Origin of the sequence: Flavobacterium saliperosum (assembly GCF_900100625.1) — a bacterium.
In the GTDB taxonomy this organism is placed as follows: Bacteria; Bacteroidota; Bacteroidia; order Flavobacteriales; family Flavobacteriaceae; genus Flavobacterium; species Flavobacterium saliperosum.
In genome coordinates, this window is the sequence record NZ_FMTY01000001.1 from 680,700 (window position 1) to 701,670 (window position 20,971).

Annotated in this window: 13 protein-coding genes; 4 read left to right on the forward strand and 9 right to left on the reverse strand. The window is 42.4% G+C overall.

Translation table 11 applies throughout. The features are described from left to right. Nucleotides 1-5: 5 nt before the first annotated feature. Nucleotides 6-878, forward strand: a complete 873-nt coding sequence (locus BLQ05_RS03260; protein ID WP_023575697.1) for a cupin-like domain-containing protein — start codon at nt 6-8, stop codon at nt 876-878. Nucleotides 879-926: 48 nt separating this feature from the next. On the opposite strand, the gene BLQ05_RS03265 is transcribed toward BLQ05_RS03260, so the two are convergent. After that, nucleotides 927-5,012, reverse strand: coding sequence for a reprolysin-like metallopeptidase (locus tag BLQ05_RS03265; RefSeq protein ID WP_023575698.1), 4,086 nt, complete (start codon nt 5,010-5,012; stop codon nt 927-929). Between the two features lie 148 nt (nt 5,013-5,160). Beyond that, nucleotides 5,161-9,885, reverse strand: a complete 4,725-nt coding sequence (locus tag BLQ05_RS03270; RefSeq protein ID WP_023575699.1) for a choice-of-anchor D domain-containing protein — start codon at nt 9,883-9,885, stop codon at nt 5,161-5,163. Between the two features lie 146 nt (nt 9,886-10,031). On the opposite strand from BLQ05_RS03270, the gene BLQ05_RS03275 reads away from it, so the two are divergent. Further along, nucleotides 10,032-10,511 (forward strand): regulatory protein RecX, encoded by a 480-nt coding sequence (locus BLQ05_RS03275; protein WP_035654097.1) that lies wholly within the window; start codon nt 10,032-10,034, stop codon nt 10,509-10,511. A gap of 234 nt (nt 10,512-10,745) precedes the next feature. Here BLQ05_RS03275 and BLQ05_RS03280 read toward each other — a convergent pair whose 3' ends face one another. From BLQ05_RS03280 to BLQ05_RS03300, 5 genes are all read right to left on the reverse strand, one after another. Then, on the reverse strand, nt 10,746-11,903 hold the full coding sequence (locus BLQ05_RS03280; protein WP_035654099.1) for a beta-ketoacyl synthase N-terminal-like domain-containing protein: 1,158 nt from the start codon (nt 11,901-11,903) through the stop codon (nt 10,746-10,748). A 16-nt stretch (nt 11,904-11,919) separates the two neighbouring features. After that, nucleotides 11,920-13,191, reverse strand: coding sequence for an adenosylmethionine--8-amino-7-oxononanoate transaminase (bioA, locus tag BLQ05_RS03285; RefSeq protein ID WP_023575702.1), 1,272 nt, complete (start codon nt 13,189-13,191; stop codon nt 11,920-11,922). Nucleotides 13,192-13,311: 120 nt separating this feature from the next. Then, nucleotides 13,312-13,953, reverse strand: a complete 642-nt coding sequence (gene bioD / locus BLQ05_RS03290) for a dethiobiotin synthase (protein ID WP_023575703.1) — start codon at nt 13,951-13,953, stop codon at nt 13,312-13,314. Nucleotides 13,954-14,005: 52 nt separating this feature from the next. Next, entirely contained in the window at nt 14,006-14,416 is a 411-nt protein-coding gene (locus BLQ05_RS03295) for a GxxExxY protein (RefSeq protein ID WP_023575704.1), read from the reverse strand. 21 nt (nt 14,417-14,437) lie between these two features. Further along, nucleotides 14,438-15,598: an aminotransferase class I/II-fold pyridoxal phosphate-dependent enzyme gene (locus BLQ05_RS03300; RefSeq protein WP_023575706.1), complete on the reverse strand. Its 1,161-nt coding sequence runs from the start codon at nt 15,596-15,598 to the stop codon at nt 14,438-14,440. A gap of 93 nt (nt 15,599-15,691) precedes the next feature. Between BLQ05_RS03300 and BLQ05_RS03305 the strand changes: the two genes are divergently transcribed. Both BLQ05_RS03305 and BLQ05_RS03310 read left to right on the forward strand, forming a co-directional pair. Continuing rightward, the gene (locus BLQ05_RS03305; protein WP_035653996.1) at nt 15,692-16,207 is read left to right on the forward strand and encodes a hypothetical protein; all 516 of its coding nucleotides are present in this window, start codon (nt 15,692-15,694) and stop codon (nt 16,205-16,207) included. Nucleotides 16,208-16,226: 19 nt separating this feature from the next. Further along, entirely contained in the window at nt 16,227-18,185 is a 1,959-nt protein-coding gene (locus BLQ05_RS03310; RefSeq protein WP_035654101.1) for a transglycosylase domain-containing protein, read from the forward strand. A gap of 109 nt (nt 18,186-18,294) precedes the next feature. On the opposite strand, the gene BLQ05_RS03315 is transcribed toward BLQ05_RS03310, so the two are convergent. Together BLQ05_RS03315 and BLQ05_RS03320 are read right to left on the reverse strand one after the other, a co-directional pair. Beyond that, nucleotides 18,295-19,044, reverse strand: a complete 750-nt coding sequence (locus tag BLQ05_RS03315; RefSeq protein ID WP_035653997.1) for a LytR/AlgR family response regulator transcription factor — start codon at nt 19,042-19,044, stop codon at nt 18,295-18,297. Next, entirely contained in the window at nt 19,041-20,867 is a 1,827-nt protein-coding gene (locus tag BLQ05_RS03320; RefSeq protein ID WP_023575709.1) for a tetratricopeptide repeat-containing sensor histidine kinase, read from the reverse strand. The genes BLQ05_RS03315 and BLQ05_RS03320 overlap by 4 nt, the downstream gene beginning before the upstream one ends. Nucleotides 20,868-20,971: the final 104 nt, after the last annotated feature.

Sequence of the window (20,971 nt, forward strand, 5' to 3'; positions counted from 1 at the left end):
CGAATATGAAGTTACATTTAACCGAAATTGAGCGCGTAAAAACCATTTCAAAAGAAGATTTTTACCACCATTACGTAAAAAAACAAAAGCCACTGGTAATTGAGCAGCTGACTACCGATTGGCCGGCGTATGAGAAGTGGAACCTGAATTACATCAAGTCCATTGCGGGTGAAAAAACAGTGCCGCTGTATGACGACCGTCCCGTTTCACATGAAGATGGTTTTAACGAAGCGCATGCCGAGATGAAAATGAGCGATTACATCGACCTGTTACAGTCAAAACCCACCAATTACCGCATCTTTCTTTACAACCTGATGAAACAGGTGCCGCAACTGCAAAACGACTTCCTATGGCCTGATATTGGCCTGAAACTGATAAAACAATTGCCAATGTTGTTCTTTGGTGGTGAAAATTCCAAGGTGTTTATCCATTATGACATTGATTATTCCAACATATTGCATTTTCACTTTCACGGAAAAAAACAATGCATTCTTTTCGCTCCGGACCAAACCCCTTATTTATACAAAGTCCCTCATGCTTTGATTTCAAGGGAAGACATTGATTACGACAACCCCGATTTTGAAAAATGGCCGGCATTAAAACAAGCCAAAGGGTTAATCTGCAATCTGAATCATGGTGAAATGCTCTATATGCCGGAAGGCTACTGGCATTATATGAAATACCTAACACCTGGTTTTTCGATGAGTCTGCGCGCCTATCCCCGAAAACTGAGCAGTTTTTACTATGCCGTATACAACATTGTGGTCATGCGTCATTTTGATGAACTGATGCGCAAATGGAAAGGTCAGCAATGGATAGATTACAAAAACGAGCAGGCTATTGTGAGAACGCACAAAAACCTGAACATTATCACATAAAAAAATCCCGATATGAATCGGGATTTTCTGTATTAATCTACTTCTGATTTAGTACATCACTTTTTTAGTAACCACCTGATTGTTTTCCAAAGTTACCTTAACGATTAAAGCGCTTTGTGTCGGTCTTACATGAGTGAGTTTCGCTGTATTACCGTTCACGTTTTTCTCTTCTGCAATTTGTCGCCCTAGAACATCATACACCACAACCGCTTTAATTTTCACTAAAGACGATGCCACATTGATACTTCCGTTGGTGTGAATCACTACCGAATTGGCCACCGCTTCAAAGGTATCATTGGCTAAAGTTGTATTGGTGAAACGCAATTCGAAACGGTCGTTGAATTCACCCGCCGGAGTGGAGAACACATAATCGGTCGCCTTTAAATCGTGAACCACATTCAATTGACGGTCTACCAGATAAACATTCTCACGATTCAGGATTCCTTCCACTGCAGCAATTGAAATGGTATAGGTTTTTTCAAAATTCGACTGAAACCCTAACACTACCGTATCGTTGATATCAAACGCTCCTCTACCCTGAATTTTATATTTGTCTGTTCCGATTAAGGAATAGAAGGTAGCCGGCGTATTTGTTTTTGCATACGCTCCATCATAACCAAAATCCACTCCGGAAGTCGCTTCGGGAAAGAAACCGGTTAACAGTTGACTGAACACCCCTTCCTCATTGGATAAAGTAAGCCAGATTCTGTCTCTGGTAACCGGAGCCACAGACCCATTACGATAAAAATTCGTATTCGCATAGGTAATGTTACGCATGCTGTTATTGAAAACCACATTTCCATTAACGGAGGCATCCACCTGAAAGCCCTGTCCCGAAGCAATCACACCTGTTGGCTGCGTCGTGTTTCCGGTTCCGGTTGCCGACGTAGCTGTTCCGCCCGAAAGGTTATAATAAGCAAAGTCATTCGAACTGTAGGCCGTTCCGTTAAAATTACCCACATGCGTCCAAAAATACAGTGTTCCAGAAATCACTCCTGCATTCGCATTGATAAAATCATCCGCGTCAATTGCTGAAGGATACGGATTTCCGATCAAATTGAAATCGTCGTTATTTTTAGCATTGTCCAAGCTCAAACTCACCGGTACCGAAATGATTCCGTTATTAACCGGTCCGTTAAAGGCAACGCTTGCCTGTCTCGGGAAAACCCCGGATAAGTTAGCCATAGCAGCGTATCCTCTTCCCGGCGACATGGTTTCTGTTTGTGGTGTGAACACCCAAGCATCACCGTTATCATCGTGAGAATCGTTATTATCGTCACGGAAATTGGCTGCGTTTAATTTGTAAATGGCATTTTGATTCCATCCCGACAACACATTCCCAATAGTGGTATTGGCAACCGGTGAAGACCAGAAGGTATAATCCAGACGATCAAAAGCCGCCGAAGTTTTGTTTACCGTCATTGTTCCGTTATTGGTAACTATGCCCGCATTATTAACCATCACCAACGATCCTTCATTAAGGACATTCAGCGTTCCCGTTGCATTAACCGTCAGATCACTGGTTACTTCCACATAATTGTTAGCACCCACTGTTAGCGTGTTTCCACCATTAACAATTAAGCTGCAGCAAGAAAAACTACCGTTAATTGAGGTGTTATAATTTCCGGCTATCGTTACAGCGGTATTCTTTGTCGGCACTCCGTTTGACCATGCGCTTCCATTCCAGGATGAAGAAATCACTCCACAAACCACAGGGATTTCGGTTATCACCTTTTGACATATTTCTATGGAAAAACTGTTTAGTGTCCCTGAATTCGCAGGCCCTCCTATGGCTTCAACATCCGCCACTCTGAACCTCCAGGTCCCGGCTGAACTTTTACCGTTCAAAGAAGCCAAACTTCCTATTGGTCTGTAACTATTACCAAGTCCGGCCCCTGCACAGGCAAAGGCTGCTCCGGCATCATCAAAAGTGGTAATCAAACTGGCTTCCCCGTTACCGCAAGCGTAATCGTCACTTCGGTACAATTGTACAAAAGTCAGGTCAGGATGATTTACACCAACATACAATTGGTTCGCCCTATGCGCAATGTTAGTCGATACATTCACATCGGAAATAACAACATTATCAGGCACATTGATTGTAAATGTCTGGTACGCCAACGGATTTTGTTCCACTATCGCAGCGTTTGGAGTAGCCGTGTAAGTCGTACAAACTGTAGCAACCGTATAACCGATAGCAAAATCCACCGTGTTAATCGCATAGTAATCATTACCGGTAGGTTCAATCAACAAACGGCAATATGGAGCTGCAATTCCCGGAACCGTAATGGTTTGGGAACCGTCATTAGGAACGTTTGCGATTAGGGTAATCGGGAACGTTTGTCCTCCGTCTGTGGAAAGCAAAATATTCACATTTGCCGAACCTGCCAAAGCGGTCGTATTGTTAACGGACCATGTAACAGTTTGCGTACTTCCTTGTGCCCAACTGATTCCTGCCGTATTTTGTGACGTGACTGCGAACGGACCATAGGCATTATCAAAAGTAACCGTCATGTTGTCACTTTCGTTACAAGCGCCGCCCGGGCGATTGTCTCTTACTGTGAATCTAAAATTCAGTACCCTGTCTACCCCGGGAACAATCTCCCACATATTTCCGTTCACCCCATTAGCCACATGACCCGCCAGATTTGGAAATCGACGCATGGCACTGTTAGTTGGAGTAAAAGAACGGAAGTTCGGTCCGGCTGTTTTTGTCGTATTCGGATAGGTTGATGCGGCAGTACCGACATCCATTTGTTCCCAGCAATATGTGAGCGATGCCAAACCGTCCGCGTCCGTACCAACCCCTGTTAATTTAAAAGCGGTTCCGATGGGCAATAATTTGTCGGCACCCGCATTGGCAGTTGGCACATTATTTCCGGTTGGAATAACAACAGGACACGCCTTTCCTTTTATATTATTGGTAACCTGTTGTACACTTATAGCGTGAAAATAGGCATCACTGTGCGCCTGCACATCAGTGGCCCCGGTGATTCCGGCATAGCCCATAATGGTACTTCCGCTTCCCGGTTCTAATTGTGCCACAGCTACCTGGGTAGAATGTGTAAAAGTATGATTGGCGCCAAACTGATGGCCTAATTCGTGTGCTACGTAATCAATATCGAAAAAATCCCCTTGCGGAATCCCGTCTGCCGGAGAAGTGTAGCCACTTCCTTTTTGTCCGTTAACACAGACACATCCGATACAACCTGCATTTCCACCGCCTCCGGTAGCCCCAAACAGGTGACCTACATCGTAATTCGCCTCCCCAATCACATTGGTCAAGGTGGTTTGCAATTCGTTGTTCCAATTGGCCATCTGCGCTGCTGCAGAATAAGGATCTGTAGCCGCATTGGTATACACTACGTTAGCGTTTGTGGCAATAAGCACCATGGTAACATTGAAATCATTTTCGAAAACACCGTTAACACGGGTCATTGTCGCATTGATAGCCGCCATTGCGCCTGCAACGGTACCACCATGAAAAGTCGTATATTCTCCGGTACAGGACATGGCTAAACGGAAACGACGCAATTGGCTGTCATCGGCATTGTTTAGTACGCCCCGGTTATTGAAATCGGCTGTGAGATTAGCTTCTTCCGTTGAACAAGTAAAGGGCAATCCCGTTTTTTTGTTGTCTTTTCGGTTAAAAACCACATACGTTTCATGATTAGCCGTTAACGGATCAATAATCATGGTTCCTTTATCGGCTGAGCGAATGATGGCGCTAAGTCCTTTTTCATCCGACATACTGAAACGGATTATGGTGGTAGGATTCGTTACCGACACCCCTGCATAAGAGCGGATGTTAGGAAACTGTTCCTGAAGACCTGGCTCCATAACAGAAGCTTCGTACACCGTGAAGTTTTCATGATTCCCCTGAGCATCCGGAAATGAAATTACCACCGGAGCACTGTCCGAAATGGCAAAACGCTGTGGAGCACTTCGCAATTTTTCCTTTAAAATCGTTTCGTTTAAAACATAAGCCTTGTATTCTGAAGGAAATGAAGTTTTTAGAATGGTCCCTTGTAATTTATCCGTAGAAGTTTGGGTTTCTTTCCAAAGTGATTTCTCTTGAGACCATAGAGAAACCGCTAATAATTGCAATAGCGCAATTAGTAGGATTTTTTTCATTTTTTTAGTAATTGGTTAGTTAAGTCGGTGCAATACTATTAATTTTATCAACAAATCACAACGAAAACCACTTTTATTTTAAAAACGCTCAAAAAAAAGAGCGCCCGGCTTTTAAAACCGGGCGCTCTGATATAGAAAAGTTTCTTTCTTAGTAAATCACTTTTTTGGTTACCACCTGATTGTTTTCCAAAGTCACCTTAACAATTAAGGCACTTTGTGTTGGTCTCACATTTATCAGTTCCGCAGTGTTACCGTTCACGTTCTTCTTCATGGCAATGGTACGTCCTAAAACATCGTACACCGTTACCTCTTTGATTCGCTCCAAAGAAGAAGACACCTGAATACTCTCGTTTGTATAAATCACCACCGAATTTGCAGTAGCATCAAAATCATCATTACCCAAAGTACTGTTGGTAAAACGCAAAACGAAACGGTCATTTTCAAAACCTGAGTTATCCACTGTAAACGCATACGGATTGGCTTTTAAATCATGAATGATGTTCAGTTTCTTGTCTTCCAGATAAATAGTCTGATTTCCGGAGAACAAACCATCTACGTGTCGGATAGCAATCTTATGGCTGCCTGAAGTAGGGATTTCCATACCCATCGCCACCTTATCTTCTGCATTAAAAGGCAATGCTCTTCCTTGAATATGAATGGCTTCATTTCCTATTTTGGAATAGAAACTCAATCCCGAATTTAATTTGGCGTAAGCATCATAACGATTATCTTTTTCCATAGTGGCGCCGGACACATACCCAACCACTGTTGTGCTTATCTTATTGGAGGCATTAATCAAATCCAACCAGATTCTGTTCTTCTCAGTAACCTCATTTCCGTTCGCGTCTCTGAAGAACTGACTGTTGTCTAAAACTGCCGTTGCGGAACTGCCGCGCATGGCATTGGTGAACGTGATGGTCTGATTAACCGCACCCGCTTCATTCATCTTGATGAAGAACCCTTGACCGGAAGCAATTTTTCCATCGAAAGCCTGTGGAATTGTGGTGGCGGTTCCGTTATAAACGATGTAATCATTCATCGTATAATTCGCCGAAAAATTCTGATAGAACGGGCTTGTTATCGCAGTACTTGGCAATGTCCCGTGTGTCCAGATGTGAACTGCTCCTTCTATATTAGGATTCGTAGCTAAAAACAGATCCGCATCGATAGCACTTGGGTAAGGGTTACCTATCAAAATTAAGTTATCATTCATCGACCCTACATCGGTTCCTCTGGTAATAGGATAGGTAAATTGTCCGTTGAACGGTTTACCGGTAAAATTCACATTAAGGGTTTGCGGAGTCGTGAACGAAGAGGGTCCTCTAACAATATACCCTTGGCCTTTTGCCATGGCACCTGAAGCCGCCAACCAATACCCCTGAGTACCGTTAGGGTTCGCCGCTGTGGTATTCCAATAATATCTTAAACTTCCATTAATACCGGCGATGTCATAATTTTGTACCGGAGCACTCCAATATACATAATCCAGACTTCGAAGATTATCTACTGTTCGGTTAACCTGGAAAGCGGTTCCTGTATAGGTTCCCGAATTGGTATCTGTTTCGTTAATTTGAATTAGCTGCCCGTCATTTTGAATGACAATCGAACCGCTGTTGTTAACGTTGTTCTGTACTTCTACGTAACCGTTTGAAGAAATAGTTAAAGTTCTTGTGGCGTTTACTGTTAAACTACAACAACTGAAATTACCGTTTGTTGCGGTTACATATGTTCCGTTGATTACCGCTGCGGTAGTGATGGTTGGCGCTCCGTTATCCCAAGCTGTTCCGTTCCATGTGGTGGATGTTCCGCCAAGCATTAATACCGTCGCATTGGAAGCCACATAACAAGTAGCTGTATCTTCCATTACCTGACAATAGTACTGATAACCGTTCAGACCGGAAAGATTCGATATGGAAAGAACATTGGTGGTAACGCCGGAATAAATTCCTGCATTTGTTAAGGCCGTCCATCCGATATTGCCCGGAACCGCAACAAACCACTGGTATGTTAGGCTTGCTCCGCCCAAAACCGCTTCCGTACCCGTAACGGTGATTTCGGCGGAATTCAATCCGCAATTTAATGTGACCGCCGGAGAAGTCGTTAAAGGAGGGTTTCGGATTCCCGCATAAGAATCGATTGCCGAATAATCGTCACTACACGCATTAAAATCAACTATATTCCAATCTGCCGCATTAAAGGTGGTGGTTGGTAGTGGTGTTGCTGTTTCTTTTCTTCTAAAATCATACCCGGCAGAACCCAAACCTAAAGCATTGATCCAGGTAGTTCCATCGCATTCTCCCCATGTATCAATATTTACACCTAATTTACTTAAGTGAATACAATCATTATTATTGATACCACTGTGTACCTGTGTCTGATCAGCCAAACTAGCATCACCACCCGGCACCGCACATCCTGTACCTACAGAAGTTGCCAATGTGAAGGAATCTCCGGAAGCTAAAGTACCTGTTAACGGTATTACTACAGAAGACGTACCGTTATTCACAATTTCAATAGCATAATCCGTCATATCGATAGTAGTCGCCGTAGCATTGAAAACCTCAATATAAGATAACGACCCTGAAGAAGCATCCGTAACCTCAGAAATAAACAGTTCTGAAATCCCAACAGCAGAAGGGGCGCATGTGGTTTTATCATCGGTTATTACGGTAAAAGAGGAGAAACTTTCCTCACAAGTTCCTGCATCAACAATCGTAATATTAGAAGACGTAGCATTACTTGGAACAGTGGCTTGAATTACCGTATTTGAAATTACCGTGAAAACTGCATTAAGAGCGCCAAATTTAACAATGGATGCGGTTGTAAATCCGGTTCCGTTGATGGTTACCAAAGTGCCCACCGGACCCGAAGCAGGTGTAATTGAAGAAATGGTTGTGGTAGGTGTACAAGTAACACCGGTACCTTGAATTGAGAAATTATACGGACTTTCGTCAGCATCATTATTAGCAATTGAAAGTGCTGCGGTTCTTATGCCTAAAGCCGAAGGTTGAAAAGTAATTTCAAACGCGGTTGTTCCTGAAGCTGCAATTGGCGTGCTTGGTATAACCGATACACTAAAATCTGCGGCGTTAGCTCCCGAAATTGTAACATAAGGATTTGCTCCAGTTAAGGCTAACGGGTCTAGACCACTATTTTCAATGGTAAAAATTTTCGAAACTATATTTCCAACTAAAGTATTTCCGAAATCAGTATTATCAGTTAAGGTAGGCGAGGCATCACCATCTGTAATCACATTTCCATTTCCGGAAACGGCTATTTCTACCACACCTGGGGCACCACAATAAACCATGATATCATCCACGCCCCATCGAGCTACAGAGCTGGATGAGCTTTTTCTGAATCTTACATATACGGTATTACTCCATGTATAACCCGACAAATCAACGGTGCAATTTGTCACACCACTTTCAATTGTATTACTATGATCGTATGTGGCTACTGTGGTGAAACCCGCTACTTGACTTGTAGTTGAAACTTCAACATACATAATTTTTGAAACAGTACTAGCAGTTCTATCTAGATTAAACGTCAGGCTTTGAGGATTGCTAACAGCAATGGTAGTTAATTGACCATTATTAGCACTAAATTCCGCCCTGTTAGACGCAAAAGTAACACTGGTTTGATTCCATCCTGCCGGTAAAGCGTTAACGGCAAAACTTTCACCCAAACACGGACCGGTTGAAACCGTTAAAACAGCACTGGAAGAAGTAATTGCACTACAGGGAACTGTCCCCGAAATAATTACCTGATATTGATATCCATTCATTGCTAATGTTGCCGCAGGTGTTGTATAAGAATTAGAGTCCCCGCCAATATTAGTCCAAGAAGTGCCTCCATTAGTAGAAACCTGCCATTGGTATGCTGTAGCATTCGAAGCCGTAACACTAAAAGTTACTGTATTTCCAACTGTTGCAGATTGGTCTGCAGGTTGTACAACAACACTAACAGGATTAACAACCGTAACCACATAAGGTCCAACGGCACTAGCCGACCAACATGTACCATTATAAGTTCTTACATAATAGTTACCAGAAGTACTAACCGATAAATTAGCTGCGGCGTCATTTGTCATTAAAGTTCCAGTAGAAGAATTCTGCCAATAATAAATCTCCGGAAGAGTTGCTACTCCAGAAAAATTCAGATTCGTACTTCCGCAAGCTGATGCTACTTCCGAAATAACCCCTACCGGAGTGTTTGCCGTACACGAAGATCCATTACAATAAATTGAAAAATCATCAATTCCCATTCCATCATCTGAGTTTGTTGCATCTAAATCATTCCATCTAATCCAAACAGTCGCTCCATTTGCAATACTTAAACCTGTAATTGTTGATGAAATCGCAGAAGAATGCTGCATGCTTCCACTACCAGCGATCTGACCAGGATTACCATAATCCAGAGCATTAAAGTCAGTCCATGTACCTGTTGTTAATGATGTCGCATCAGTTGAATATTGGAAATCCAAACGATCCGGTCTCGAAGCAGTTCCTACACGCCATGTTTCACCTGTGTAAGCAATAACCATTTCGGTAACAGTAGAACCTGTATTATTGGTAAATGCGACACCAACAGTTGGTATCAAACTACCAGAACGCAATCCGCCGAAATTCCACTCATTCGCTACTCCAAAAAAATATGTGTTCCCTGTTGCTGACGCACCAGCGCCTGAAACAAAAGTTGCATTTGCACCAGTACCTGACTCACTAAAAGCCCAGCCAGCAGGCAATATAGGGGTAGCTGTATTAAAATTTTGATTATAGGCATTTCCAACCCCTAAGCCAGTAATACTCACCTGCCCCCACCCAAAGGTCGCGGACAATAAAAAGGATAATAATAGTAATTTAAATTTCATACGATTTGAGGTAAAATTTTAAATAATTTCCTATATTTAGTCCGCTGTTTGCAATCCGATTCGTAAAAAGCGGGCAACAAAGTTAAGTAAATTTAACAGAATTTCAAGTACTTACGATTAATTTAATGTTAACTTATGAGCAATTTATGAACACCAATTCACTAAAACCCTTTACGGTAGAGGAAGCCAAGCGAAAACTGGAGTATTACTGCAGTTATCAGGAGCGATGTCATTATGAGGTGGTGGAAAAATTGCGCGGCATGAACATGATTCCGCAGGTTATTGACACTATTGTGGTACACCTTATCGAAAATAATTTTCTGAACGAGGAACGTTTTGCCCAAAGTTTTGCCAGAGGAAAGCATAACATCAAAAAGTGGGGTAAAATTCGCATTGTTAACGAACTGAAATTTCGCAACATCTCCAAATACAATATCGAAAAGGCGCTGAAAGAAATCACGCCGGAAGACTACCTGAACACCTTTCACGAACTTGCCGAGAGACAATGGGAATCTATTACCGAGAAAAACCCCCAGAAAAAGAAAAGAAAATTTTGCGATTATTTACTCCGCAAAGGTTTTGAAAGCCATCTGATTTTTGAAAAACTGAATGAGCTAGAACAGTGAGCTTATCGAAGTGTACTTCAAAATACACGAAGTCTTCGACAGGCTCAGGCTAACATTTCAAAACAAGCTTTCTGTTTCAAAAATTTAAAATTAATTTATTTGAAACGTTTTTTGTTTCAAATAAATTTTTTTTGAAAAATTGAAACACTTTCTGTGTCAAAAAAAAGAATTTATAAAAAAGACACACGTAAAAGAGAAAAAGTAAACACTTAAAGGTAGTGTTATAGTATACGATTACGGCAAACCAACCAACACACTCACTGCATTGCCGCCAAATCCAACCGCATTGACCAGAACCCTACGAATCGTTTTGCGTTGCGCTTGCGACTTCGCAAAAGGAACCGCAATAAACTGTTGGCGTTGCAGCATTAAAACCGCCATTTCCAGACTTAAAATTCCAGAAGAACCAAAGGTATGCCCGATTTTCCATTTATTTGTCGTCAACATCGGCAGGTTATCACCAAATACGTTTTGAATCGCCTTATATTCCGACAAATCCCCTTTAATGGTTCCCGGCGCATGCATTACAATCGCATCAATTTCCGTTAACGGAATTTCCCCAATAGCCATTTTCATCGACTTTTTAAAACAGTCGGCCTCCGTGGAAATGGAAATCCCATGCTCCAGAATATCCGTCGCATAACCGATGCCTTCCACATACGCCAAAGCCTTGTCGTACCTGCCCATTTCGAGGCAAATCACACCGGCGCCTTCACCTAAAACCATGGTATTTTTCTCTTTATCCAAGTCGAAAGCCTTACAAGGAAAAGCGCTTTGGTCGTTGGAATAAATTTTCAACGCCTGCATTTGTGCGATGGTAAAAGGCGTCAGAGGCGCTTCGCTGCCACCAATCAGAAACTTGTCGGCCATTCCGGCGCGAAGCCAGGCCACCCCGTTTAACAAGGCATGAAGCGCGGTGGAACACGTAATGGAATGGGAAATTTCAGGACCGGTTGCTTTCAAATCATGCGCTACCCACGAAGAAATATTTCCCATAGTGGTGGTTGGCGAGGCCAAAGTGGATGTTTTTCCGGTAGTAACAAACTCTTCGTGATAATTTTCAAACAGTTCGGTAGCCCCGCGAGACGACCCAATATTAATTCCGAAAATATCGTCTTCCGTCCAACCCGCTTGCCGAATAGCGCTTCGGGAAGCCAACATCGCATACAAAACCGAACTGTCCAGCGATTTGTATTTGTTATCGGAGGCTTTTAAATCGACAACCATTTGCTGTAGTGAAGTCGGTAACGATGCCACCGGAACACGATAAGACCCAATTTGCCTTTCTGCGATTAAGGAAGTGGGTTTGAGGTATTCTTCCCAAATCGACTCGGGTTGGCTTCCCAACGATGAAAAAGACGCTAAGGCGGTTATGGCAATGGGTTTCAAAATCAATTTTTTTACAAAGTTAGCATTCTGTCAATGCTTCTTCTATGATTTGATAAATTTTTTCCAATTGAGTATCGGAAATACTGTACGGCGGTAAAACATACACAATATTTCCAATCGGTCGCAGGATGACGCCTTTATCAATAAAGAAAGCATACAACTTGTTTCGGAAACTTCCGTAATAACTTTCGGCACCATCGGTTTTGATTTCCAAGGCGAAAATCACACCCAAAACGCGGGTCGTTGCCACTCTCGGATGCTTTTGTATTTTCTGCTGAAAGACCAAATGTTTCGCGTTCACCCGTTGGATGTTTTGCTGCATCGCATCGGATTCCAACAATTGCATGCTGGCCAGCGCAGCGGCACAACCCGTAGGATTAGCGGTAAACGTATGCCCGTGAAACAGCGCTTTGTTCACATCATCATCATAAAAACCATCAAACAATTCCTGAGTAAACGAGGTAATCGCCATCGGAATGGTTCCGCCGGTTAAGGCTTTCGACAAACACATCATGTCGGGTTGTTCCGTAAGATATCCACAGGCGAAATTCATTCCGGTTTTCCCGAATCCGGTCATGACCTCATCGGCAATCGTAAACACCTGATGTTTTTGGCAAAGTGCCATCAGTTTATCCAGTTCGGTGGCTTCATACATCACCATTCCGGCAGCACCCTGAACCAAAGGTTCAAAAATAAAGCAGGCGAACTCTTCGGTTTTTACCAACTGTTCCAAAGCGGCATAACTTGCTTTTTCATGGCCATTCGTAGGCACCGGAATCCGAACCACTTCAATCAACGAGCCTTTGAAGGCTTCGGTAAAAAAAGAAATCCCGCTCGCAGCCATGGCTGCAAACGTATCGCCATGAAACGCATTTTCGAAAGCGATGATTTTCGTGCGACGTTCGCCTTTGTTGTAAAAAAACTGTAACGCCACTTTCAGGGCAATTTCCACGGCAGTCGAACCATTATCGGAATAAAACAGTTTCTTCTGATTGTCGGGCAGCATCGGAATGAGTTTTTCTGCTACCTGAACCGCCGGTTCGTGTGTGAAACCGCCGAACAAAACGTGCTCTAAAGTCGTTAATTGTTTGTAAATCGCATCGGCAATAAACCTGTTCGAATGCCCGTAGGGATTAACCCACCAGGACGCAATCGCATCGATATATTCTTTGCCGTTTTCATCCCATAACAAAGCGCCTTCCCCTTTCGCAATGGCAATGTGAGGTTGTGCGGTTTTGTGTTGGGTATAGGGATGCCAGTTGTATTGTTGGTCTCTTTCGGATAAGTTCATTTTATTTTCAGATATTGAAGAGGCAAGAGACAAGATGCAAGAAATCTATTCAGAAAACAATAGCATAAACAGTCTCTCTCTATTTTCTTGTCTCTTGGTTCTTGCTTCTATTTTCTATTTTCATTCTCTTAATAATTTCAATAAATTCACTCTGAATAAATCGGCATAATAGCGAATCACATTCTGATCGAAATACGGTTCGTTGTCGATGCGGCCAATCATGTTCAGTCCCGTTTTTTTAAGAATGATTACTTCCGAAGCTTTATCCCGATAGCTATCGGGATCATCACCGTTAAAAAGAATTCCGGCTATCGTCAGCTTTCGGTTTTTCAAGGCTTCAACGGTTAACAAGGTATGATTGATACTGCCCAGATAATGACGGGAAACAATAATCACCTTATACTCGGGTTGGATCAGATCGATTACGCAATCGGTGTCATTTAACGGTACGAAAACGCCTCCGGCTCCTTCAATCACAAGATTGTTCTTCGTTTTCGGCTCTTTGATGGTTTTCAAATCGATGGTAATGCCGTCCAACTCGGCTGCCAAATGCGGACTGGCGGGTGTTTGTAAGGCGAATGCATTGGGAAAGAATTTGGTCTTCGCATTCGACACGTAACGTTTCACTTTATGACTGTCGGAATTTTCCAAATCGCCGGCTTGGATTGGTTTCCAGTAATCGGCTTGCAGGGCTTCGGTGATGATGGCGGAAGCGATGGTTTTACCTACATCGGTTCCTATTCCTGTGATGAAGATTTTCATGTTTTTAATTTAACGGCAAATTTCGTGAAGAATAGCACACAGACAACACCAATCAGACAGATTTTAACGGATTATTAAAATTCTTTCTATCATTCGTGTAAATATATCTTTTAAATTCAGGGGTTTCTCCAAAATTCAACAACATTCCCAATTCTATTTGAGTTGCTTTCAAATAATTAATCAACTGTGCTTTGTGAGCATCCATCAAGCATTCACAAGCTTTAAGTTCAACAATAATTACATCGTCTATCACCAAATCAGCAAAGTATTCACCCACTACTTTTTCCTTGTAGTATACTTTAATTTGCTTTTGAGCCTCCACTTTAAATCCTTGACTTAAAAGTTCAAAATACATACTATTCTGATATACTTTTTCAAGAAACCCATATCCTAAAGTATTGTAAACCTCGTAAAATGTTTTTAATATGGCTTCGGTTCTTCTTTTATGTAGAAAATTGCTCATGAACTAAATTGTGTAAATCTGCTAAACCGGTGTCCTCTGTGTTCCAAAGACAAAAGTACTCAATAAGCGTAAAACTTCAGAAATTTCTTCTTTCGAATTATAACTGTGTAGGCAAAAACGAAGGCGCTCCTGTCCTCCCGGAACAGTTGGGGATAAAATCGCCTTCACATCAAAACCGTTTTCCTGCAATTGTTGCGCAATGGCTTTCACTTTTTCGTTTCCGGGAATGATGGCCGACTGAATCGCCGATTTACTTCCAACAAACAACGGTTTCAGTCCCAACATGTTTTTATCCTGATTGAAATGCACGATAGTATCGCGAAGCGAAATTATTTCACCCGGTTCCAATTGCTGATAGGCGATTAAAATGGTGGCGACCGAATGCGGAGACAAGCCCGTGGTATAAATAAAACTACGGGCGAAATTGACCAGATAGTTTTTCAGCTCCTGGCTTCCTAAAATGGCCGCCCCGTGACAACCCAAGCCTTTTCCAAACGTCATAATCCGGGCAAAAACCTTATCCTGAAGGCTTAGGCTCTGCACCAATCCTTCGCCTTTTTTACCAAAAACACCCAAAGCATGGGCCTCGTCCAGCACTAAAAGACATTGGTGTTTTTCACACAAAGCGACCAATTCTTCCATATTCGGACAATCGCCATCCATGGAAAAAACGCTTTCGGTTACCACATAAATTTCGGAAGTATCGGTTTTAAAACGTACAATCAGTTTTTCCAGCGCTTCAAAATCATTATGCTCAAACTTATAGGATTTCGCATTCGACAACTGAATCCCGTCGCGAATGGAGGCGTGACTCAATTCGTCATACAGAATCACATCGCTGCGCTGCGGCACCGAACTGAAAAACCCCACATTAGCATCGTATCCCGAATTAAAAATCAGCGCACTTTCCGACTGATGAAATTCCGCAATGAAAGCTTCGGTTTCGGCATACAAAACATGATTCCCGGAAAGCAGTCGCGAACCGGTAGCGCCGTTAGTTTTTATATTCCTGTCCGATAAAAACCGATGGGTCGCATCAAAAATCAGGTCGCTTTTCGCAAAACCCAAATAATCATTGGATGAAAAATCAATCAACTCATTTTGCTCCGACAATTTTCGAAGGGAATGGCTTTGAATCCGTTGGTTCAGCTTGTTTGCTAAAGATTTCGGGAAGTGTTTCATCCTTCAAAAGTAAAAAAAGCGCAACAATTACATACGACTTTCGTTTTTTATTTAACAAGTACGATTTCGAAATACTTTCAATATCTTTATTTTATGAAATCGCAATCCGAAATCCTTCAAATCATCAACAGTTATCATGAAATGGGCGAACCCGCTTTGGCCGGAGCGTTCGTGATTGAAGAATTCGGCCTGGCACAACCCAATTTTCTGGGTTTCGAATTCCGTGAAAAAGCCGACCCAAGTTATATTTTAATGACTACCGAAGGGACTTTCGGCGCACCGCAAATCATCCGCATTCCGGAAAACGCTTTCGAATTTCCGTTTCCGCTCATCATCAACCTCATCGCCCACGAAATGCTGCATGTGATTCAGAAAGCTACAGCAACAATGGTTTCGGATAAAAATGAACGCGAATGGCAGGCCTATTGTGAAATGTTGTTTCATCATCATTTCCCATTGGTTCCCGAATGCTCGGATTATCACAAGAAATTCTTCGCTTCAAAGGCCATCGAATACTATAACCGTATGGGTGAAGGCTCGGAATTGCAACAAAAATACGCCCAACAGAAATTGGAAGTGGAAAATTTAGTAGCTTCGCTGTCAGAATAACACCCTTTTTTCGATGGCAATACGAACCAAAAAGCAAAAGTTTTTTTTCTTTCTGAAAATCTTCGCAGTCCTGTTACTGCTGGCTTTGGGCGGAATGTATTTTTTCCGCGATGCCTTATTGCAAAAAGTGCTTACCAAAGCCGAATCTAAATTCGACACGGAATACAACTGTCGTTTTTCGGTGAAACAGGCCAACTTCATTGGAATTTCCGGCGTGGAAATGCACGACATTGTTTTAATTCCCAAAAATGCCGATACGCTATTGTCGGTGCAGAAAATAAAAACAAGTTACAGTCTTTTGGAACTGTTAACAGGAGATATTCAGCTGAAAAATCTGGAAATGAACAACGGCTTCATCCAATTGGTAAAAAATAAAAACGGACGTAATTTCGACGCTTTCCTGAAAAGAGACACGACAGCACTATCGAACGAAAAACGCAATTATGCCAAACTCGCCTACCGATTGTTGTCGAAAGCACTCAACTTGGTTCCCACCGAAATGAAACTCGAAAACCTGTCGTTACGCATGGACGATATGGGCAGAAAAGTGGTGTTACACATGAATACATTGCAATTGGAAGACCATCAGTTGCAAACGGCCATCAACGTAAAAACCAATTCGTTTTCGCAAAACTGGAACATCAAAGGGTTTGCCGATCCACGGGAAATGAAAGCCGATCTGAAGTTCTTCAACAGCGATACCTCTAAAATTCAGTTGCCTTATATTGAGGAACGTTTCGGACTCAAATCAAGTTTCGATAACATTCATATGAAATTGGACCGACTCGAAATGGAAAGCGGTGAACTGCACATTGACGGCTTTACTTCGATTGACAACTTCACCATCAACCATCCTAAAATTGCCCGAAAAGACGTGGTGATTAAGAAGGCCCGTTTCGATTACCGTTTCTTGTTGGGTAGCGATTTCATCTCGATTGACAGCACCTCATCGGCACAACTGAACCATATCAAAGTACGTCCGTTTGCTCAATACAACACCGAAGAAGACACGATTTACCGACTGAAAATCGACATCCAAAAGATGAAAGCACAGGATTTCATCACGTCGTTGCCACAAGGATTGTTTACCAATTTTGAAGGCATGGAAGCCGAAGGAACGTTCGATTACAAACTCGACTTCGAATACAACAAAAACAAACCAAACCAATTGGTTTTCGACAGTAAACTCAACAAAGAAAATTTGCGCATCATAAAATATGGTGCAGCGAATCTGGCGAAACTCAACGGTGAATTTACGTATCGCGCCATTGATAAAGGAGTTGAACAACGTCCTATTTTTGTCGGTGCCTCCAATCCGAATTTCACGCCTTTGGATCAGATTTCCCCGTATCTGGAAAAAGCGGTTTTAACCAATGAAGACCCGTCGTTTCGCCGTCACCGCGGATTTATCAACGAAGCTTTCAAACAGTCGATCGTAAAAAACATCCGAACCAAAAAATTTGCGCGAGGCGCGAGTACGATCAGCATGCAATTGGTAAAAAACGTATTCTTAACCAGAGAAAAAACGCTTTCGCGGAAGCTGGAAGAAATTCTCTTGGTGTACATTTTGGAAAACAACCGCATCGCTTCCAAATCGCGTATGCTGGAGGTTTATTTCAACGTGATTGAATGGGGTCCGAATGTCTATGGTATCGGAGAAGCGGCGCAGTTCTATTTTCAGAAAAGACCGAGTGACTTATCGTTAAACGAATGTTTATACCTCGCTTCCATCGTACCGAAACCTAAGAAATTCATGTGGCAGTTTGACAACGAAGGCAACCAAAAACCGTATGCGAAGAAAAACCAGAACTACATTAAAAACCTGATGCTGCGTCGCGCGTTGATTACTTCGGAAGACACGGTAGGACAATCGGTACCGATATACATTTCCGGTCACGCCCGTTCGTTTCTGAAACTGAAAGTGGTTCAGGATTCCATTGCGGTGGATTCTACTTTGGCTGATGAGTTTGATTTTTAGGTTTAACCGCAAAGGCCGCAAAGAAGGCGCAATGTTCGCAAGGCTCTTTCTATGAATTCGTGACAATCCGTAAAATCTGTGCTATCTGCGTGTCATTATTATCCGATTCCTATTTAAAATTCCGTAAAAAATCGTCTTTGTAAGTCGGAGAAATTTCAATTTCCGCACCGTCGTTCAGCATGATTGAGCCTCCTTTATTATAGGATTTCACGAAATTCACATTGATGATGTGCGATTTATGTACGCGTAAAAACGGAAACGGCAAAATCTCCGAAAAGTGTTTCAGAAAGCGACACACCATTTTCTTGCTGCCGTCGGACAAATACAAATCGGTGAAATTCCCGTTACCACGCAGACGCACGATGTCTTCCATTTTCACCACTTCAAAACCTTCCAATGTAGGCAAAATCACCTGTTGCTTTTCGGGTTTGGTTTCCCGGAAATTCTCCACGATGATTCGATTCCGGTTGAAAAGTTCGTTGTTCAAAATATGTTGCTGTACTTTGTTTACCGCGACGATCAATTCCTCAATGCTAATCGGTTTCAGCAGATAATAGGCCGCACTTTGGTTTAAGGCTTTCAGCGAATATTCGGAAAAAGCGGTTACGAAAATCGTCTCGAACTGCAAATCTTTACAGGCTTCCAATACATCAAAGGCATTTCCGAACGGCATTTCCACATCGAGAAAAACCAGTTGCGGCGTCACTTCGTGCAATAAAGGCAAGGCTTCTTTTATGTTTTGCGCTTCACCGATGACTTCCACCTGCGGGCAATATTTACCCAGATAGTTTTTAAGGACTTCTCTTGCGGCGACTTCGTCTTCCACAATTACGGCGCGTATTTTCTGTAAGGTCATCATAGTTTATTTATCAGAGGAAACGTGATTTCTACTAAGGTTCCGGTTGTTCCGCTGTTTTTTTCGGTAATGGAAAAAGCGATATGCGACTTGTACAATTCGTTCAGCAGGCTGATGCGTTCTTTCGTATTGGTCAGTCCGCGTGACTGATGCACTTTTTGGTTCCGGGTTTTGAGTTCGGCACTTTTGGTCAAACCGATGCCGTCATCATCAATCACCACCGAAATTTTATTATTCTTCAAACTGAAGCGCAACTGCAACAAGCCTTTCGTTTCCCGATAACGCAAGCCGTGCCATATCGCATTTTCCAGATGCGGCTGAATGAGCATGTTGGGTACGAAAGTGGTTTCGGCATCGATATTTTCGTCGAGGATGATTTCATAATCAAATTTGTCCTGAAAACGCAGGTGTTCCAAATCCAGATATTTCTTCAGTTGCTCAATTTCACTGCTCAGACTGATGAAATCCTTATTGGAATTTTCCATCATGTTCCGCATCAGGTGTGAATACGACGTCAAATATTTATTGGCTTCCAGTTCCTTATTCTGTGAAATGAATTGGTTGACACTGTTCAGACTGTTGAAAATAAAATGCGGGTTCATCTCCCGGCGCAACGACTGCAGCGCTATTTCCTTGTTCTTCGTTTTGATGGAATACAGCGCTTTGACAATCAGTCCGAAAAACAGCAACAGCAACCCAATCGAGCCCATCAGGAAATAATTGAAGGTGTTTTTCTTGAAAATCAGTTCGTCTTTCAGGGCTTTTTCTTTTTCTAATTGACGGATTTTTTCTTCGGTGATTTGAAAGGCTTTCGTATCAATCAGCGAACTGTCGTTTTTGATCAGCTTATCGAAATTCTGAAAAAACTGTTCGTACAACGCAATGCTTTCCTTGTCTTTCCCGTTCGATTTGTAATACTGTAACAATTGTGTCAGACTGTTTTTAACCTCAGCGGTTCTGCCTTGTTCCGTGGCCAAAGCATACGCTTGTTTTAGCGCTGAAATCGCTTTTTCAGATTCGTTTTTCCTGAAATAAATTGTCGCCAGTTCCTGCAATTGTTTGATTTGCGTGTCGAAATCGTTTTTATCTTGTGCTTCCGTCAGTAATTTTTGGTTGATGGCAATGGCTTTATCAAACTGATTGTCGGACGCATAGACTTTGGCTATTTCGTTTTTCAGTTTTACGACTTCCTCCGGTTTGTCTTTCGAATAGGAAATCGCTTTTTCATAGCTCTCGATGGCGACTTCCTTGTTTTTTTGTTGCAGACTTACTTCGGCTTTTTGCACATAGGCATCGGCAACTTCGGCTTTTTTATCTTCTTTCTCCAACAGCTGAATGTTCGATTTGTTATACGCCGCCTGAGCCGCAGGATTGTTGACACTGCGCAAACGGTTCGCGTCATTTTGGTTGACCTGCTCTTCGCTTTTGTCCATCGCCGCTGCACCTGCAGCTTCATAATTTCTGATTGCGGAACTGACTTTATTTTGCGCTTCCTGAACTTTGGCTAAACTTCTGGTTGCCCGGATTCTATCATTAGTACGTTTTAATTTAATGTATCCTACTAAGGCTTTTTTCAGGTATTCTTCGCCTTTGGCATAGTCTTCCTTATCGATGAATCCCTGCGCAAGGTTTTCATAGTTTTTGGCGATTCCCAATTCGTCATTGGCATCAAAGGATTCTTTCAGGTCGTCGGCCGCTTTACTGATTTTGGAAACCGATGCTTTTTTACTTTTTGAAATCGGCTTAATAGTATCCTGTGCCGACGCTTCCATACCGAAGCCCAGCAACAAAATCCCTCCAAAAACCATTGCTTTCAACCTCATCATTATCGTATTAATTTCTAAATGTAAAGTAAATTATTTTAAACTCCTTTTCCTAATAGTTTCACCAAGTCAAAACCCCGTTTCACCCATTCTGCAAAAAACACGTG

What these genes read in the sequence shown, in the direction of transcription:
- bioD (WP_023575703.1), bottom strand. Translation starts at nt 13,953, where the DNA reads ATGAAAATCTTCATCACAGGAATAGGAACCGATGTAGGTAAAACCATC.
- BLQ05_RS03315 (WP_035653997.1), bottom strand. Translation starts at nt 19,044, where the DNA reads ATGATGACCTTACAGAAAATACGCGCCGTAATTGTGGAAGACGAAGTC.
- BLQ05_RS03295 (WP_023575704.1), bottom strand. Translation starts at nt 14,416, where the DNA reads ATGAGCAATTTTCTACATAAAAGAAGAACCGAAGCCATATTAAAAACA.
- BLQ05_RS03265 (WP_023575698.1), bottom strand. Translation starts at nt 5,012, where the DNA reads ATGAAAAAAATCCTACTAATTGCGCTATTGCAATTATTAGCGGTTTCT.
- BLQ05_RS03320 (WP_023575709.1), bottom strand. Translation starts at nt 20,867, where the DNA reads ATGATGAGGTTGAAAGCAATGGTTTTTGGAGGGATTTTGTTGCTGGGC.
- bioA (WP_023575702.1), bottom strand. Translation starts at nt 13,191, where the DNA reads ATGAACTTATCCGAAAGAGACCAACAATACAACTGGCATCCCTATACC.
- BLQ05_RS03305 (WP_035653996.1), top strand. Translation starts at nt 15,692, where the DNA reads ATGAAATCGCAATCCGAAATCCTTCAAATCATCAACAGTTATCATGAA.
- BLQ05_RS03260 (WP_023575697.1), top strand. Translation starts at nt 6, where the DNA reads ATGAAGTTACATTTAACCGAAATTGAGCGCGTAAAAACCATTTCAAAA.
- BLQ05_RS03270 (WP_023575699.1), bottom strand. Translation starts at nt 9,885, where the DNA reads ATGAAATTTAAATTACTATTATTATCCTTTTTATTGTCCGCGACCTTT.
- BLQ05_RS03300 (WP_023575706.1), bottom strand. Translation starts at nt 15,598, where the DNA reads ATGAAACACTTCCCGAAATCTTTAGCAAACAAGCTGAACCAACGGATT.
- BLQ05_RS03275 (WP_035654097.1), top strand. Translation starts at nt 10,032, where the DNA reads ATGAACACCAATTCACTAAAACCCTTTACGGTAGAGGAAGCCAAGCGA.